Raw genomic sequence first — 18,192 nt, 5'->3', positions numbered from 1 at the left:
ATTGAATGAAAAAACCTTCAGGGGAGATGGAAAATGCAATTTTTGACCAGTGAATTGGCTCAAGAAATGGTTGAACGTACGATGCATATTTTACATAAAAACATCAATGTGATGAATGCAGATGGTGTCATTATTGGTTCTGGTGAACGAAACAGGATTGGCCAGAAACATGATGGTGCACGACTTGTGCTGACAAGCGGGAATAGTGTGGAAATTGACCAGGAGACCTCTTTGCGCTTAGAAGGAGTGAGACCCGGGATTAACTTGCCTATTTGCTTCCATGAACAAGTAGTTGGTGTGATTGGGATTACTGGTGAGCCAGAGGACATTCGGCATCATGCCGAGCTGGTGAAGATGGCAGCTGAACTGGTGTTAGAGCAATCTTTTCTGCTTGAGCGGGTTCAATGGCGTCATCGAATAGAAAGTGAAATTGTCAATCAGTTGATTTCATATTCTGATGCTGGGGATCATCAGCTGAAAAATCGAGCTGCTTGGCTGGGGATGGATTTAGACAAGCGCCGAATGGCTATTGTTTTTCAGCCAGTTCCCTCCTCAGAGGATGCTGTTCATAAATTGATGCATGCGATTCAATATGATAAGAAGGCAGATGATTTACTTGGCATGACCTTTTGTCATGAATTGATTCTTTTAAGTCAGCCCATACCTGACCATCGAGTAAAGCAGGTGGCAGGTCATCTGCAAAGAACAATGCAAAGAGCAGTTGGAGGCCAAGTGTTAGTGGGGATAGGGACTGTCGCTGACGACATCAGCCAGCTGCCCATTTCTTTTCAGCATGCGAGAGATGCCCTGAGGTTAGGAAGGGCTCTTGATCCGGAGGAAAGTATGTATTTCTTTGAGTCTTATCAGCTGGAAAGCTTATTCATGATGGCGGGAATTGCTGAAAAGAACAGTCGATGGACTGACTTTTACAAGCCTTTGACACAAGAAGCAGAGCTCGCCCATACATTAAGGGTTTACATTGAAGAGGGCGGTGATTTGCAAAGAATTGTTGATCGTTTATTTATTCATCGAAATACATTGCGTTATCGTTTAGACAAAATTCAAGGATTGACCGGAAAAGACCCTCGTCATGTAAAACAGTTAATCGAGCTTTATATGGCGCAGCTAATGACTCAATTTTCTTGATTGTGCAAATGCACAATTCGGTAGAGTGGTCAGTTAAAAAAGTTCATCCAGATTCACAACACAATCCCTTTGGGTAAACGCTTACAATTGGAGAAAGATATTTTTAGGGGGATTGAGAATGGGTGGAGATGTGACGGTAAGTACTCTGGGAGCCATGGCGGCGCTTGTGATCGCGATTGTTCTCATTCTAAAAAAAGTATCACCTGCTTATGGCATGCTGGCAGGTGCATTTATAGGCGGATTGGTTGGCGGTGTAGACATTGTTCAGACCGTCAACGTTATGATGGAAGGTGCTAAGGACATGATTCCGGCTGTCCTTAGAATTATGGCCGCAGGTGTACTGGCTGGTGTTCTCATTGAATCAGGTGCAGCGTTATCTATCGCTGAGGCCATCGTGAGAAGGCTTGGTGAGGCGAGGGCACTATTAGCACTCGCTCTTGCAACGATGATTTTAACAACAGTAGGCGTTTTTGTAGATGTTGCGGTTATTACGGTAGCGCCAATCGCACTTGCTATTGCCAAACGCGCAAAGCTCTCAAAAACGGGAATTCTCCTTGCTATGATTGGAGGAGGGAAGGCAGGAAATATCATGTCCCCGAATCCGAATGCTATTGCCGCTTCAGACGCTTTTGGTGTACCTCTGACTTCAATGATGGCTGCAGGAATCATTCCGGCTGTGTTCGGGTTGGCGGTTACATATGTATTAGCTAAAAAGCTTGCAAACAAAGGGACACCCGTTCTTGAAGAGGAAACTGGGCAAAATAAAGTTCAAATACCTGCCTTTTTTCAAGCACTGGCTGGTCCGCTGGTTACCATTTTATTGTTGGCTTTAAGACCGCTTTTTCAAATCAATATAGACCCAATGATCGCCTTACCGATTGGAGGGATTGTAGGTGCTCTTTTCATGAAAAAAGGGAAATTTCTCAATGATTATGCGATGTCGGGGCTCCATAAAATGTCAGGTGTCGCGATCATGTTATTAGGGACAGGTACACTAGCAGGAATCGTATCGAATTCTTCCTTAAAAGATGTGTTTATTCAAGCACTGGATGCATCGGGTTTACCTCCATATTTACTTGCTCCAACTTCAGGGATATTTATGTCAGCCGCGACCGCTTCGACAACAGCAGGAACAGCGGTCGCGAGTGGTGTGTTTAGCGGAACGCTGATTGGGCTTGGTGTATCTGCTCTTTCAGGGGCAGCCATGATTCATGCTGGCGCAACAGTGCTTGACCATATGCCGCACGGGAGCTTTTTCCATGCAACAGCAGGAAGTGTTCAAATGGATATCAAAGAGCGTTTGAAGCTCATGCCTTTTGAATCGTTAATCGGTTTGACGTTAACTGTTGTATCAACCATTATTTTTGGCGTTTTCCAGCTGTTTGGCTGAGGACATGACAAGAAAAGAGGGGCTTTAGGATGAAAATTGTGATCGCACCAGATTCATTTAAAGAAAGTTTATCTGCTTATGAGACAGCATGTGCCATTGAACGAGGATTTCGTTCTGTTTTGCCAAACGCAGAGTATATCAAACTGCCAATGGCAGATGGAGGAGAGGGGACCGTTCAATCGTTGGTTGATGCGACGGGCGGACACATTGTTCATCAAGTGGTCACGGGCCCGCTTGGTGAGCCAGTGAATGCTTTTTTTGGCATGTTAGGAGACGGTCAGACTGCTGTCATAGAGATGGCTGCAGCCTCTGGTTTACATCTTGTACCCCGAGAAAAACGTAATCCGTTATGGACGACATCGAGAGGAACGGGTGAATTAATACTTGCAGCGCTCGATATAGGAGCGAAGCATGTGATCATTGGGCTTGGAGGAAGTGCAACAAATGATGGCGGTGTTGGGATGATGCAAGGATTAGGTGCAGCTTTCCTTGATAACACAGGACATTCCCTGACGTCAGGCGGCGGGGCACTTCATCAATTAGCTTCAATTGATTTATCTGGACTCGATCCAAGACTGCAATCCGTCCGTCTGGAGGCGGCTTGTGATGTGGATAATCCTTTAACGGGTGAGAGAGGAGCGTCTGCTGTTTTCGGTCCTCAAAAGGGAGCAGATGAAGAAATGGTTCAAGTGTTAGACAAGAATCTGGCTCAATTTGCACAAGTAGCTGAAAAGCAGTTCAATATCTCTTTTGGAGATGCAGCAGGGGCAGGAGCGGCAGGAGGGCTTGGTGCGAGTTTATTAGGCTTTTTACAAGCCGATTTGCAAAGAGGAATCGATATTGTGCTGAAGGCTGTTCATTTTGATGACGTCATCAAGGAGGCAGACCTTGTCATTACGGGAGAAGGCCGAATTGACCGGCAGACCATTTTTGGAAAAACACCAATCGGCGTAGCCAAAGCAGCGAAGCAGTATCATCTGCCTGTGATTGGCATCGCAGGCTCTCTTGCAAAAGACAGTGCAGTCGTACACGATCATGGAATTGATGCACTGTTTAGTATCGTTCCAGGTATTACCTCTCTTTCTGAGGCGATACAAGATGCGAATCTTCATGTAGAGAGAACGGCTCGGAATATCGCGGCAGCGTTAAAAATTGGAATAAAGAAGTAAACGATGAAAAATGTTTCCTTTTCTATCACATTCCTTCTATAAGAAATGTGGTAAAATCGATATAAATGATGTAGAAAGTTGGAGGAAACAAAAATGTCTAATCTACCGAATTGTCCTTCGTGCAGCTCACCTTATACATACGAGGACGGCAGTTTGCTGATTTGTCCTGAATGTGCGCATGAATGGTCACTTGAACAAGAACAAGCGGCAGAGGAACAGCTTGTTGTCAAAGATGCGAATGGGAACCTGTTAAGTGATGGGGACACGGTCTCTGTCATTAAAGACCTAAAAGTAAAAGGTTCATCATCCGTTTTGAAAATAGGAACGAAGGTCAAAGGCATTCGTTTAGTTGAAGGCGATCATAACATTGATTGTAAAATTCCTAGCTTCGGCGCAATGAAATTAAAATCAGAGTTTGTGAAGAAGATATAAACAAAAAAAGCTATACTATTAGAACTTGCCGATGAAGGCTAAATCTGAGCAAGAAATAAGTATAAGAATGTTATAGTTGTACAAAAAACACCTAAATTGTTAAAGGAAACATATCCCTTAATAAATTAGGTGTTTTATATTTTTATACAGTTTTTAAAATGATGAGGAACTATTCAAAGGAATATCCGTATACATTATTGGAATAATTTAAGCTTATCATTTCATAAATTAATTGAGTCCAAAAAATAAATGGGAGATAAAAATGGAGTTTGGATATTTTAAGAAGCCTGTAATCAAAAAAACGACCAAATGTATACCAATTATTAATAAAGATGGTGTTAACATTGGATTTATAAAAAGATTTTATACAAATAAAGTGGAAAAGTTGATTGATTACATATTTGATGAGTTTTATGTGAATGTTGAGGTAATGGATTCGAATTCTAATATGGTTGTAACAGCTATTGAAAATAAATCCCTCCAATCCATGTTTCGTTCAAACTGGGTGATAGAATGTAAAGATAAAAGATAAAGGAAAGTTAATATTAGAAGATAGAACTAAAATCAAAATAAATCCAATGATGAAATTAGTAATAGATGATACTACATATTATCTAAAGAAGGGTTTTGCAAATAATCGTGTAAGATTAGAAAGCTCAGAGCAGACGATAGCTGAAATTACATACGATAAAATAATACCTCCTGCAACAGTGAGTATTGAAAAAACAGGGGGACTTATCTTTACATCTTATTGCATGCCTCTATTATATATTTATGTTACGAGAGTAAGGCGGGAGCGCATTTTGAATCCCACAGTCTTTAAGTAATATAGAATTAGAGTTTTTTAAATCATTACCTTAACTCTACCTTAAAAAAGGCAGATGATTCGCTAAATTTCGGCTAATCCCCTTCACAACTTTTGGGCATTGCTGTACCATATGGAAGTGTTCTTCTATTTTTGACGGATCATGGAGTTTATCAGGAAATAGAATGATAGATGATACTTAGACACAGAAGGAGAGGTAACGTGACGAACGTTTTAGAACTGCATAATGTATCTAGGCATATTCACGGGAAAAAGATTGTTCAAGACTTGAGCTTTTCTGTCCAAGCGGGCGAAGTCTTTGGCTTCTTAGGACCAAATGGTGCAGGGAAAACAACAACCATTCGTATGATGGTCGGTCTTTCTCCCATTACATCTGGTGACATTCTGATTAATGGTCATAGTATTCAAACCTCCTATCAGCATGCCATCCAACATGTCGGTGCGATTATTGAAAATCCAGAAATGTATAATCATTTAACGGCAAGACAAAATCTTGTTCACTTTGCCAGGATGAATGGGAAAGTGGATGAAGCGCGAATTGATGAGCTGTTAGAGCTAGTCAGCTTACAGCATGTGAAACATAAACGTGTGCGTACATTTTCATTAGGGATGAAACAGCGATTGGGCATTGCGCAGGCACTCATACATAGACCGAAACTGCTAATCTTAGATGAGCCGACCAATGGACTTGATCCTGAGGGAATTCGAATGATACGAGATTACTTGAGAAGGCTTGCGAAGGAAGAAGGGCTTGCTGTAATTGTTTCAAGTCACCTCATGTCAGAGATGGAATTGATGTGTGATCGCTTTGCAATTATCCAAACAGGAAAGCTGATTGCGATTGAGGATCAGCGTGCTGAGACGAAGCAGGATGATTTGGTTAATTATCGAATGAAGGTGGCAGCAGGGGAGCTTGAAGAAGCACAGAAGCTCATTGGTGCATTTGAGGAAGGCGTCACTGTAAGAGAAGAGGAGCAGTACTTATTTTTCTCTATGCCAGAACAAAAAATGCCAGAATTAATCCGTCATTTGAGCAGCGCGTCTATTCATTTGTACGAGATCAAAATTGAAAAACAAACCTTAGAAGATAAGTTCTTAAGCTTAACAGGTAAAAAGGAGGCAGACGTATGATTCGCCTCATTCAAAACGAGTGGATGAAAATCAGTTATCGTGTTGGAACTTGGATTATGGTTGGGCTTCTTGTATTAGGTATGGTTGCCACGCTGATCTTTGTAGTGAAAACAAATGACAAAGATCAAGCTTCAGGTGATTGGAAAACCCAGCTAGAAATGATGAATAAGGAAAACAAGAAGGAGCTCAAAGAGACAGAGAATGGTTTCTTTAAAAGAGAGCTTGAAAAAGAGATCACTATTAATGATTATCGAATCAAGCATAACTTGCCGCCGGCTGATCAGTTTAGCGACAGTGTATGGGACTATGTGAAAACAAACGCCAATTTACTTCAGCTAGTCGGTGTGTTTGTGATCATTATTGCTTCCACCATTGTATCGGCTGAATACAAGCATGGTACAATTAAATTATTATTGATTCGTCCACCATCAAGGCTAAAGATCCTAATATCTAAATATATTACGGTGCAGCTGTATGCTCTTTTACTTGTTGTGGTGCTATTTATCTTGTCATTCATATTGGGTGCTATTTTCTTTGGACTTAACACTGATTATGTGAATTTGGTGTATCAAAATGGTGAAGTGATTGAACGTTCACAGTTTGCCAATATGGTCTATTATTATCTCGCTCATTGTGCAATGTTTGTCGTTTTGGGAACCCTTTCGTTCGCCATTTCTACAGTGTTTAGAAGTGAGGCTATCTCCATTGCCATTAGTGTGTTAGCGTATATTGTGGGTGGATCAGTCACAGGTATTTTAATGCTCTTCTTTGATTGGTCAAAATATCTGTTATTTGCAAACGATCCATCCCAATACTTTATGGAACAGGTTACTGTTATCGAAGGTATGTCCCTAGGATTCTCACTAATCGTCCTAGTCATCTATTGGGCTATTTTCTTAGCCATTGCCTTAATCGTCTTTCAAAAGCGAGAAGTGAAAACAGGTTAATTTAACTTTTTAGGAGGTTTACACATGATTAAACGTAAAGGTGAAAAAATTATGGGGATTATTAGTATTGTCCTCAATGCCATTGGTGTCGGGTTTGGGGCATTAATCCTTTCTGTGGGTCCATCATTTTATGATGAAATCAATGAAGTGTTAAAAGAGGAAGGGGAAACATTGCCGATTGAAACACTTCAAGCTTCTGTCAATGCATTTGGTACTCAGTTTATGGTTGTTTCCGCAATTGCGGCTGTGCTGTCGATTGTAGGTGTGATTTTCTTGAAAACTGACCGTCGTGCCGTGCTTTCAGGTATTCTTTTCTTGGTTTCTGCTGTGACTCTTTTAATTGGAACAGTTGGCCTTGCATTCGCTCCAATGGTTCTATTGTTTATCATTGGATTAATGTCTCTTATTAGAAAGCCGAATTCAGACATTCACACAAGTGAATATCCTTCATAATGAAAGAAAAGACATGCGCATATCCGCGCATGTCTTTCTTTTTAAATGATGCCAATCAGCATCGCCACAAACAGAAGGATAATACTGAATCCCCACATCCAAAAGAAGGAGTAGCGGATGTGTTTCCCCATATCAACCCCTGCAAGACCTACCGCGAGCCAAACAGCGGGAGCAAGCGGGCTGACAAAGGTTCCGATGATGTTCCCAATCATCATGGCATATGCCGCAGAAGTGCCTGGTACGCCAACTTCAGATGTAATGGATTCAACAATTGGCAGAAGGGCGTAATAATAGGCGTCTGTACTTGTCAGCATATCAAGCGGTACTCCAAGCATACCGACAATAATATGTAAAAACGGCAGCAAGAAGGCTGGTAAAATGTGAATACTGTCAACAGCAATGGCTTTCAGCATCCCTGTGCCTTCAAGAATTCCTAAAAATGACCCTGCGGAGAAAATGACAGCCGCCATCATCAGCGCACTAGGTGCGTGGGCCTTGATCCTTTCCATTTGTAGATTCACATTCGGAAAGTTAATCAACAGTGCAAGTGACAGGCCAATCATAAACATAAAACTAGCAGGCATCACGTTCAATACGAGAAGTACCACAACACACAAAAACAGAACAAGGTTCACCCAAATGAGATGATAACGCTTTAAAGAGGCGTCTCCCGTTTCACTAATAGACTGAATGGCACGATCCCAATCTGCACCTTCTAGTTGAACCGCAGCTATTTCATTTGCAGCAATTTTCACCCGAATTCGCTTTTCTTCCCTTTTTCCTAAAATGAATGCCATCCCTAACACGAGCACAACGCCAATGAGCTGAATTGGAATGAGCGGCACCCAGAGTTCAGAGGGGTCCATATTCAGGACACTTGCTGCCCGTCCAGTCGGTCCAGCCCATGGAATCATATTGGTTAATCCAGCACTCGTCCCGATTAATAACAGCAGTAAATAAGGACTCATATGTAATTTTTTATAAAGCGGAAGCAGTGCAGGTACAGTTAATAAAAAGGTCGTAGCCCCTGCTCCGTCTAAGTGTGCGATAACTCCAATCAAAGCAGTTCCCATTGCAACTGTAACAACATTTCCTTTTGTCAGCTTGATTAAAGCTTTAATTACAGGTTCAAAGAACCCTGTATCTTGCAAAATACCAAAAAATAAAATGGCGAAGATAAACATGGTCGCCACCGGCAATACTTTGATAATCCCTTCCTCAAAGAAGGTTTGAATGTCATTGATCCCAAATCCCGCAATGAGCGCCCCTATTAAAGGCACCATGACCATGGCGACAATTGGACTTGCTTTCCCCCAAATCAGCAGCACAACAATCGTTAAAATAATCATCAATCCAACAAACGTTAACATAAGCCCCTCCCCCTACAAATAAACCGTTTACATTTGTCTATACTTTTCATCCAATGCATTCCCACAGCTGCATTGAAAAAAAAGGGTATCAAATTTATGAGTATGAAGCAACCGCTTTCATACCTATACAATGGTAAAAAAGGATGGAGGGACCAGTCGTGTCGCGGCATCAAATATTGTAAAAAAATTTAGATAAAAATAACGATTAAAGTTCACAATGATTAATATGGGTATTTAGACTTATTAAATCAAAAAGCGCCCAATAAATGGACGCTTCTTTCAACTATTTTTTCAAGATGACATACTCGTAAGGATCAAGTTGAAGCTGCTCAGACACTTGCTGTCCAGTCAGCATATTCTCATAACTTGCCTCTGAATCTAGTGATATGTTCTGCTGCTCTTCTGTGAAATTCATCAAAAACACATAGTCCTGCGTACCGTCTGTTCGTTTTTGTACACTGACTCCTTCTGGAATTGCAGTGGATAGGACGGGCTGTATGTCAATACCTGCGATAAGGTCTTCGTAAAATTCATCATAAAAAGCCTGATCATTTTCTGAGGCCATATAGTATGCTTTCCCTCTTTCTAATGAACGGACAGTCAGGGCCGGCTGTCCTTCGTAGCAGCCATTCTCAAAATGCCCTAGCACAGAGGCCGTCTCAGGGTGTATGGATTCGCAGTATTGTCCGACATGATAGGTGCGTCCATTCCCTGTGGTCATTAACACATGTTCATCAGGCATCAATGTGTTGATTTCCTCTGCCCAAATGCCAAGTACATGGCGGAGAGGACCAGGAAAACCGCCGAGGAAACAGAGATCATTTTCGTCGACTATGCCGCTCCAGTAAGTCGCGATAAAAATGCCGCCCTCTTTGACAAAGGCTTCAATTTTTTCTGCAACGCCTGGTTTGATCATGTAGAGCATTGGCCCAATGAGCACACGATAGGATGAGAAATCTTTTTCCATTCCGACAATGTCAACAGGGATGCCTTTTTTCCAAAAGCTTCGATAGTGAGTTTGACAAGCCTCTACATAGCGTTTGTTTGTGTTATTTAAGCCTTGCGCATCATCAATGGCCCAGTGATTTTCCCAATCGTAAATGATGGCGACCTCTGGCTGAACGGACGTGCCCGCAATTGGCTGCAGCTGCTCCAGTTGTTTCCCTAGATCAGCTACCTCTTGAAACACACGCGTATGTTCATGGCCAGAATGATCGACAACGGCACCGTGGAATTTCTCAGAGGCGCCTCGGCCTTGCCGCCATTGGAAATATAGTACGGAGTCTGATCCGTGGGCAATTGCCTGCATGGCAGAAAGGTGTGCCATGCCTTTATGTTTGACCTTGTTCACTTCATGCCAGTTTACAAGGCTAGGCGTACTCTCCATGACGAGAAACGGCTGTCCGTCCTTTAAGGAACGATACAAATCATGTACAAAGGCAACGTTTGATGCTAATTCGGCCGTTGTTTCTCTGCCGCTATGCCAAGCAGGATAGCTATCCCATGAGATCACATCGACCTCTTTTGCAAATTGATGATAATCCAGCCCAAGGAATGGACGCATATGCGGATAGTCGCCCATAAAGTTCGTGGTTACTGGGATATGAGGCGTCAATTCCCGCAGCGGCTTAATTTCATTTTGATAAAAATTGATCGTTTGTGCTGTGACAAAGCGCTTCCAATCCAGGTTCATGCCGTGAATCATGTGCTCCCCATGCGGTGCAGGTGACTCGATTTGTGACCAATCACTATACGTATGGCTCCAAAATCCTGTCCACCATGCTTGATTTAAAGCCTCAAGATCATGATTGTATTTGTCCTTCAAATAGTCTCGAAATGCTTCCTGGCACAGGTCGCAATGACACTCGCCGCCGTACTCATTTGAAATGTGCCACATGATCAGTGCGGGATGATCCTTGTAGCGTTCCGCCAGCAGCCGGTTGAGTGCGTTCGTTTTTTCTCGATAAACCGGAGAGGTAAAGCAATGATTATGGCGCAGTCCATGTAAGTTACGCTGACGATTCGCTTCGACGCGCAATACTTCTGGATATGTTTGTGACAGCCAAGCAGGTCTTGCCCCGCTTGGCGTTGCGAGAATAGCGTGTGCCCCCTGCGCTGCTAAGCGGTCCATGATGTCATCCAGCCATGCAAAGTCATACTGACCTTCTTTTGGCTCTAGCTTACTCCATGCGAAAATGTTGATGGAGAATGTTTGACAGTGTGCAAGCTTCATTAATCGAAAATCTTCGTCTATGATCTCTGGCATATGGAGCCATTGATCTGGATTGTAATCGCCACCATGCAAAAAGCCTTTCACATTTGGGTGAACGAGTGGGTAACGCTTTCCCATTTTGTCACGTCCTATCCTTTTAGTTACGGTGTCATTTGTTTAAATACATCAAGAGATGGCAGTGCTTTTCCGTTGAAATCGAACATCGCTTGATTTTCCCACGCATTTCCGACAGTCCCGGTTGTTTGGATATAAGCGAGCCCATATTGACTAGACCACGGAGCACCTTTCGCTGGAATCCAAAGCGGCTCCCAATAAAAGAACCCCTTCCCGCGGTTGTTGTTTACTTGTGAAATTTTTTCGGATAGATCTCGTATAAAAGATGCCTGGCCTTGAGGTGAGGCTGGATAGCCGGCTGTATTGACAGAGTCTTGGTTAAATGAGTTATCTAGGTTGTCACCGTTTGCTGTCGTAAAGCCGTAAGCAGTTTCTACCACGATGACGTCTTTGTTATAGCGGGCACTAATATCATTCATATTGGACGTAAGACCGCTAAAACCGCCGTCCCAATACGGGTAATAAGATAAACCGATCGTATCGAATGAGACACCTCGTTTTGTGATTTCATCAAACCACCAGCGGGATGCACCATTGTCTCCGCCATGTGCAAGGTGAAGCATGATTTTGATGTTTGAATCGACAGAGCGGACGGCATTTGTGCCAGCTTTTAGCAAAGCAGCGAGCCGGTCAAATTCACCACCGCCTTCACCCCAGCTTTTTCCGTTTGGCCACAGCATACCTGAGTTCAACTCATTCCCGACTTGAACCATGTTCGGCAAGGCATTTTGCGCTCTCATCGCTTTGAGCACATCGCCTGTGTAAGTGCCGACCGCTTTTTCTAAATCGCTTTGTGAGAGGGATGCCCATGCTTTCGGTTTGAATTGTTTACCGGGGTCAGTCCAGAAATCACTGTAGTGAAAATCAAGCAGCACTTTTATGTTTTGTGCTTTTGCACGTTTCGATAAAGCGATGGCTGTATTGAGATCATTTGTGCCGCCGTTATAGGCCCGGCCTTGATTGTCATATGGATGGTTCCACAGTCTGATACGCACATAGTTGACGCCTTTATCCTTTAATAGCTTGAGCGGATCAACCTGCTGTCCGTTCTGGTTGTAGTATTTGCCGCCGCTTTTCTCTACTTCTGCAAGCATAGAGATATCGGCTCCTTTGATGAAATTACCTTGCAGGCCATTGATCGGTTTCACAGAAATCGTATCGGCCCTTGCTTCAGGCAGAATACCTAATCCCATCAGAAAGAAAACGACAACAGTGACAAGCAACCATTTCTTCATCAAATCTCCCCTTATCCTTTTGTCCCGCCTTGTGTAAGGCCGGATACAAATTGTTTTTGTAAAACAAGGAACAATAAAGCAACTGGAATCGCAATGAGTAAAGCCCCGGCTGCAAAGGTCGTGTAGCTGGCACCCATTTTATCTGACACAAGATTGTACAGACCGATTGGGAGCGTATACATTTCGGGTGAGCGGACAATGACACTGGAAATGATGAAATCACCCAGTGGACCTGTAAATGAGTTGATTGCGACAACAGCTAAGATGGGCTTGGCGAGCGGCATAATAATTTGGATGAAAATCCGGAAATGCCCTGCGCCGTCCATTCTGGCTGATTCATCGAGATCCTTTGGAATCGCATCAAGATAGCCTTTCATTAAATACGTATTCATCGGAATTTGTCCACCTGCATAAATCAAAATCAGGGCAAGGTGGCTGTTAATGAGTCCAAGCATTTGAGCGAGAACAAAAATCGCAATCAGCGCTGAAAATTGAGGAATCATTTGCAGCAGCAAAAAGAGCATCAGCCCATTTTTTCGTCCTTTGAAGCGGAATCTGGAAAAGGCATAGCCTGTAAAACTGACAAGAACCAGCGTTAAAACCATTGTGGCAATGCTGATCTTCATTGAGTTCCAATACCATTTTGCATAAAGTGCTCCCTGACCGAAGAAGAGTTCTGTAAAGTGGCTGAACGTTGGATTCTTCGGAAACATGCTTGTGCTCATCAGGCTGTTCCCAGGATTAAAGGAAGCGCCGATCGTCCAAAGGAGTGGATATAGAATACAAATGGAGGCAATGAAAAGGATGAAATAAGTGATACTCAGGCGAATGAGCTTATTTTGTTTTGATCCCATATCACATCATGTCCTCCTCTTTGAATGAATTCGTTCTCTTAAACTGCCAGAGTGCAATGGCGATGACAAAGATTGAAAGTAAAATCGTGACAGCGGCAGCAAGTGCATATTGAGAAGACTGCATCGTGAGTTTGTAAATCCAAGAAACCAAGATGTCCGTCCCCCCAGCAGTTGAGCCAGCCACAGGCGGTCCTCCGCCATTAAATAAGTAGATGATATTAAAGTTGTTAAAGTTAAACGTATATTGCGTGATTAATATAGGCGCAATGGAATAAAGGACAAGCGGTAACGTGATGGACCGGAATTTCTGAAAGAAGTTTGCCCCATCAATGGTCGCAGCTTCGTATAGATCCTCTGGAATCGCCTGCAGAACACCGGTTGTCATAATGAAAACAAAAGGAAATCCAAGCCAAGTCTGCATCGCAATGAGGGCAATTTTGCTCCAAAATGGATCTGTCAGCCATGGTTTTGGATCAATTCCAATCGATGCAAAAAGTGTGTTGTTAATGGCTCCAAATGTATCGTTGAACAGTCCGGCAAACACCAAAATGGTCACAAAACCCGGAACAGCCCAAGGAAGAATCAAAATGGTTCTAAAAAACCGTTTTCCTTTTAAATCCTTCTGATTGAGCAGAACCGCTAGAAAGATGCCGACAGCACATTGAAGGGTCGAAGCAGCGAGCGTCCATACGACGGTCCAGCCAAGTACATCAATGAAAGTGTCTCTCCAAATATCAATTGAAAAGATATTTTGAAAGTTCTTGATCCCTACCCAATCGATCAGATTGGCAGGAGGCGAGTGGTATAAATCGTAGTTCGTAAAGGCAAGCGCAAAGCTGAACATAATAGGAAAGACAACAGAGAATAGAAGTAAAAAGAAAGCAGGAGTGCTCATTAAGTAAGGAAAGCCTTGGTCGATCAGCTGATGATATTGAGCTCGGATGGAATGGAGCGGAACCCCTTGATCACGTTTCTTTCCGTTCATAAAAGCATCACGCATCATGAGTACGTAAAAGCCGATACCAAAACCAGCTGTTAACAGCGCAATAATCCCTTTTGCCAAAAGAAAAACAGAGTTGTCACGAGGCAGCATCGTACCAAGTGTGAACAGCCCCCAGAAGCCAATATTGAATAAATCATAAAATACGATGAAAAAAGAAACACCGAACAGGAAAAAAAGTGCCCCTTTGCCGTACTGCTTGTTGTACATCTGCCCCATACCGGGTATAAGAGAGAACATTAGCGCCCGTCTCCGGTGTGTCTTTGATTCCACTATGTGTGTGCGGTCTAGTTCAAGGTTACCCGTCACGTCTAACACCTACTTCATATGAAATTAGCTCAAATACGGGCAGCTTGATAGACTTAAAGGCTACCCGTGTTTGATGATTATTTAGAATGGTTTGCTTTAATTTGAGAGTCGATTTGATTGACGGCATCATCAAATGCCTTTTTCACATCTGTCCGGCCGGTTGCAATGAGACCTAATGCGCTGTCAATCGGCTTCCACACCTCTGCCATTTCAGGGGTATTCGGTGTCAGCGTGGCATATTTTGTTTGTTTTGAAACAGCATCCGCATTTGCGTTTTTAGTAATGATTGGATCTTTCATCAGCTTTTTCACTGGTGGAATTTCCTCTGTCACTTCGAATCGCTTCTTCGAATTTTTTTCATTCGTGATAAACTCAACAAATTTCTCAGCAAGTTCTTTATTTTTAGAATAAGAGGAGACGTTGTAGCTCTTTACACCTAAGAATGAGCTCATATGCTTTCCGTTAGGGAGTGTTGGCAGCTCTGTTACGCCATAGTCAATTCCTGCTTCTTTATATGGACCAAATGACCATGGACCAGAAATGACAGCTGCGGCCTTTTTCTCTGTGAATAAGGAGTTGAGGACATTGATTCCTTGTTCACCAATGATGCCTTTCGGGAAAAGTCCTTCGCTAAAGAATTTTTGAATGTATGCTCCGCCTTCAACAGCGCCATCGTTGTTCAGGCCAATATCATTTACATCATAGGAGCCATCGCTTTTCTGTTTGAAAATATAGCCTCCTGATCCGCCTAACACACTTTGTGCATAGTAAATTTCATCCCATTTCGCTACAAAACCGTATTTCCCGTCTTTTGTCAGCTTTTTCGAAAGGTCATACCAGCCATCAAGTGTAGTTGGTGCCTTTTTGACAAGGTCTTTGTTATAGAAAAGCACTGTCGTTTCAACGGATTTAGGAAGGCCATACAGCTTGCCGTCTACCGTTTGTGATTGAATGGATTCGTCTGTAAAGGAATCGATCACTTTTTGATCAGGCTTGATTTCCTGTAACAGCCCCTCAGTGACAGCTGATCCAATTTGATCGTGAGGCATCGTGATGACGTCTGGGCCTGTCCCGGCTGCTCCATCAAGGCGGAGAGCTTCGATTTGGTCGGCATACGCTTTTTCGACCACTTTGATTTTCACATCGTTTTGTTTTTCAAATTCTTTTACAGCGTCTTGAATCCCATCAGACTTTTTGACATCCTCCCATACTAGCAAGGTCTTTGTACCTGTAGATGCTGGCTGTGTCCCGCTTGAATTGTCATCTCCTGGCCCGCATGCTGAAAGCAGAAGCACAGCAGTACCAACGACTGCTGATAATGTCGCCCATTTTCCCTTTTTCATTGGTAATCCCCTCTCGTTCTTTTTTCACAGATGATAAGAAAACGCTTTCTTAATGTGAGAATATCAACTTAAGTAAAAAAAGTAAACACATTTTATTAAATTTATTAAGTAAAATTTTTTACTCATATAGAGAGAAAAGAAGCCCTCCACTTTGGCAGGACTTCCAGTTTGTTTATATGGTGCTTTTTCGAAAGACAGGCTCTGAGGCAATCAGAACAGTCTTAGGCAATGTTCTGCCATCCACAAGTCTTTCTAAAAGTAAATCGATCGCTGTCTCACAAAGTAATGACGTATGGATGTGATACGTGGTGAGCGGCGGCGACACATATTGAGACACATGAATATCGTTGATACTAAAGACGCTGACGCGGTTCGGCAGAGAAAATCCGCGCTCATTTAATGCTTGTAGGCAGCCGATGGCAAGAGGGTCACTAGCGACACAAAAAGCGGTGGGCAGATCATCACCAAGCTCGTCGATCGCCTTCATCATCAGCGAATAGCCTTCATCTACTGAGAAATGGTGGCCGATATAGACCAATCGCTCATCAAGCATATGGCGGGCCAGCATGTATTCACGGAAAGTCGTTTCACGAATATCTGGAATGTGCACGTTCGTATTGAGATCAAGGTCTGTACCGCCAATGAATCCGATGGATTGGAGCTCTTTTTCGATAAAGGAATCTATGATCTTTTCAACAATTCGTTTCAGGTTCGGCTTTACAGAATCAAAACGGTCTTCATCTGGCGTTGTATCAATAAAGACAATATGCGGAGTGATCGCATATAATTGGTCAAGCTCTGACGTTTTAAAGCGGCCGATGGCGATGATTCCTTCTGTAGCAGAATCAATGGAATGAAGCCCATCAGACGGATTGTAAGCGGTGACATTTAAGCTCCGAGTATTGGTGAGTTCCTCAATGCCGAGTCGAATGGATTTAAAATAAATATCTTCAAGCTCTTCCTTTTCGGTCATCCAATAGAGAAAGGCGATTTTTTTTAATGAATGTTTGAATGTCTTCTTTTGGTAGGACAAAGCTTCTGCGGCGGCATATACTTTTTCGCGTGTTTGATCGGTGACGGATAGGTTGGGATCTTGGTTCAGTACGCGAGATACCGTTGCAATGGATAAGCCTGCTTTTTCTGCAATGTCCTTTATTTTAGCTGCCAAATCAGCACCTCCTATAGAAAATATCTCCTCTTAGTATAGAGTCTTTAAAAAAATTAGTAAATATTTTTATTAAATTGTTTTCGTTTAGGCGGTTCTTTACGTGCTGGAGAGGAATTAGTAAGATATATATAGGTAAGGTGTTGGATTAAGATTTCTGATAGGAGAGGGACCGATGTATTACGATGCACTGAAGACATTTGTGACAGTGGTGGAGGAGAAGAACTTTACAAAAGCAGCCCAAAAGCTGCGAATTTCTCAGCCGAGTGTCAGTCTTCATATTAAGAACTTGGAGCAGGAATTCCAGACCGTTCTGCTGAATCGTTCACCAAAGCAATTAACCGTTACACCAACTGGGGATATGCTGTACCATCGATCAAAACAAATCATTCGTCTCTATGAACAGGCGAAGCAGGACATTTATGAGCATCATCATTTGGCAAGAGGAAAGCTGACCATCGGGGCGAGCTTCACAATTGGTGAGTATGTGCTGCCGCAAATATTGGCAGAGTTTCATCAGCTCTATCCGCATGTTGATATTGAGGTGGTCATTGATAATACAGAGGCGATCGCCAGACATGTCCGTTTATTCCATGTCGACATCGGTTTGATCGAGGGACAGACCAATGACAAGGAGCTTTCTGTAGAAACTTTTCTAGAGGACGAACTTTATATTGTGGCGCCATTAGATCATCCTTTTGCCAAGAAAAAAGATGTCACCATTGATCAATTACAAAACGAAACATGGATCACGAGAGAAGAGGGATCAGGGACAGGAGAATATTTACAGCATGTCCTGAAATCAAATGGACTGAAAGCACGAACCTTTGTGACCTTTAGCAGCAATCAAGCGATTAAAGAAGCTGTGATCCATGGAATGGGTCTTTCTGTTTTATCTAAATATGTCCTCCAGCGAGGCAGCATTGGCGGTGAATTGGCTGTTATTTCTGTGAGAGGCATGGATTTCAAACGAAAGTTCTCCTATGTCGAGTCACCGATGACCGGGGGAAATAAAAATAAGGAATTGCTCGTTGATTTGTTAAGGAAAGAGAAAGAAGAAGCTTCTCCGTAATAG

Annotated in this window: 16 protein-coding genes; 9 read left to right on the top strand and 7 right to left on the bottom strand. The window is 42.8% G+C overall.

What is annotated here, in order from left to right; translation table 11 throughout:
* Positions 1-33 precede the first annotated feature (33 nt).
* From NSQ34_RS18140 to NSQ34_RS18105, 8 genes are all read left to right on the top strand, one after another.
* Positions 34-1,146: a sugar diacid recognition domain-containing protein gene (locus NSQ34_RS18140; protein WP_268456229.1), complete on the top strand. Its 1,113-nt coding sequence runs from the start codon at positions 34-36 to the stop codon at positions 1,144-1,146.
* 118 nt (positions 1,147-1,264) lie between these two features.
* On the top strand, positions 1,265-2,536 hold the full coding sequence (locus NSQ34_RS18135; RefSeq protein ID WP_081125160.1) for a GntP family permease: 1,272 nt from the start codon (positions 1,265-1,267) through the stop codon (positions 2,534-2,536).
* A 29-nt stretch (positions 2,537-2,565) separates the two neighbouring features.
* Positions 2,566-3,705, top strand: a complete 1,140-nt coding sequence (locus NSQ34_RS18130; protein ID WP_268456228.1) for a glycerate kinase — start codon at positions 2,566-2,568, stop codon at positions 3,703-3,705.
* A 93-nt stretch (positions 3,706-3,798) separates the two neighbouring features.
* Complete coding sequence (locus NSQ34_RS18125; protein ID WP_034281410.1) at positions 3,799-4,137, top strand: zinc ribbon domain-containing protein YjdM; 339 nt, start codon at positions 3,799-3,801, stop codon at positions 4,135-4,137.
* A 262-nt stretch (positions 4,138-4,399) separates the two neighbouring features.
* A complete protein-coding gene (locus tag NSQ34_RS18120) occupies positions 4,400-4,669 on the top strand; it encodes a hypothetical protein (RefSeq protein ID WP_254001501.1) in 270 nt (89 codons plus the stop codon).
* A 495-nt stretch (positions 4,670-5,164) separates the two neighbouring features.
* On the top strand, positions 5,165-6,094 hold the full coding sequence (locus NSQ34_RS18115) for an ABC transporter ATP-binding protein (protein ID WP_034281408.1): 930 nt from the start codon (positions 5,165-5,167) through the stop codon (positions 6,092-6,094).
* On the top strand, positions 6,091-7,041 hold the full coding sequence (locus tag NSQ34_RS18110; protein ID WP_254001500.1) for an ABC transporter permease: 951 nt from the start codon (positions 6,091-6,093) through the stop codon (positions 7,039-7,041). The genes NSQ34_RS18115 and NSQ34_RS18110 overlap by 4 nt, the downstream gene beginning before the upstream one ends.
* 24 nt (positions 7,042-7,065) lie before the next feature.
* Positions 7,066-7,494, top strand: coding sequence for a DUF4064 domain-containing protein (locus NSQ34_RS18105; RefSeq protein WP_034281406.1), 429 nt, complete (start codon positions 7,066-7,068; stop codon positions 7,492-7,494).
* 41 nt (positions 7,495-7,535) lie between these two features.
* On the opposite strand, the gene NSQ34_RS18100 is transcribed toward NSQ34_RS18105, so the two are convergent.
* The 7 genes from NSQ34_RS18100 to NSQ34_RS18070 all read right to left on the bottom strand — a co-directional run bounded on the left by NSQ34_RS18100 (position 7,536) and on the right by NSQ34_RS18070 (position 17,120).
* A complete protein-coding gene (locus tag NSQ34_RS18100; RefSeq protein ID WP_268456226.1) occupies positions 7,536-8,864 on the bottom strand; it encodes a citrate:proton symporter in 1,329 nt (442 codons plus the stop codon).
* Between the two features lie 283 nt (positions 8,865-9,147).
* Positions 9,148-11,214: a beta-galactosidase gene (locus NSQ34_RS18095; RefSeq protein WP_342500986.1), complete on the bottom strand. Its 2,067-nt coding sequence runs from the start codon at positions 11,212-11,214 to the stop codon at positions 9,148-9,150.
* 23 nt (positions 11,215-11,237) lie between these two features.
* Positions 11,238-12,446 (bottom strand): glycosyl hydrolase 53 family protein, encoded by a 1,209-nt coding sequence (locus NSQ34_RS18090; protein ID WP_268413234.1) that lies wholly within the window; start codon positions 12,444-12,446, stop codon positions 11,238-11,240.
* Positions 12,447-12,457: 11 nt separating this feature from the next.
* Positions 12,458-13,300, bottom strand: coding sequence for a sugar ABC transporter permease (locus NSQ34_RS18085; protein ID WP_024423962.1), 843 nt, complete (start codon positions 13,298-13,300; stop codon positions 12,458-12,460).
* A gap of 1 nt (position 13,301) precedes the next feature.
* Positions 13,302-14,540, bottom strand: a complete 1,239-nt coding sequence (locus NSQ34_RS18080) for a sugar ABC transporter permease (RefSeq protein ID WP_046312688.1) — start codon at positions 14,538-14,540, stop codon at positions 13,302-13,304.
* Between the two features lie 146 nt (positions 14,541-14,686).
* Positions 14,687-15,952: an extracellular solute-binding protein gene (locus NSQ34_RS18075; protein ID WP_065214988.1), complete on the bottom strand. Its 1,266-nt coding sequence runs from the start codon at positions 15,950-15,952 to the stop codon at positions 14,687-14,689.
* A 172-nt stretch (positions 15,953-16,124) separates the two neighbouring features.
* Complete coding sequence (locus NSQ34_RS18070; protein WP_111926989.1) at positions 16,125-17,120, bottom strand: LacI family DNA-binding transcriptional regulator; 996 nt, start codon at positions 17,118-17,120, stop codon at positions 16,125-16,127.
* Between the two features lie 172 nt (positions 17,121-17,292).
* Here NSQ34_RS18070 and NSQ34_RS18065 point away from each other — a divergent pair, with 172 nt between their 5' ends.
* Positions 17,293-18,189, top strand: coding sequence for a LysR family transcriptional regulator (locus NSQ34_RS18065; protein ID WP_268456225.1), 897 nt, complete (start codon positions 17,293-17,295; stop codon positions 18,187-18,189).
* The last annotated feature ends 3 nt before the right edge of the window (positions 18,190-18,192 follow it).

It is taken from the genome of Bacillus sp. FSL P2-0069, assembly GCF_038593315.1.
Classification (GTDB): Bacteria; Bacillota; Bacilli; order Bacillales; family Bacillaceae; genus Bacillus; species Bacillus safensis.
Note: the sequence above shows the minus strand (reverse complement) of the source record. Positions and strands in the feature narration are given on the sequence as shown.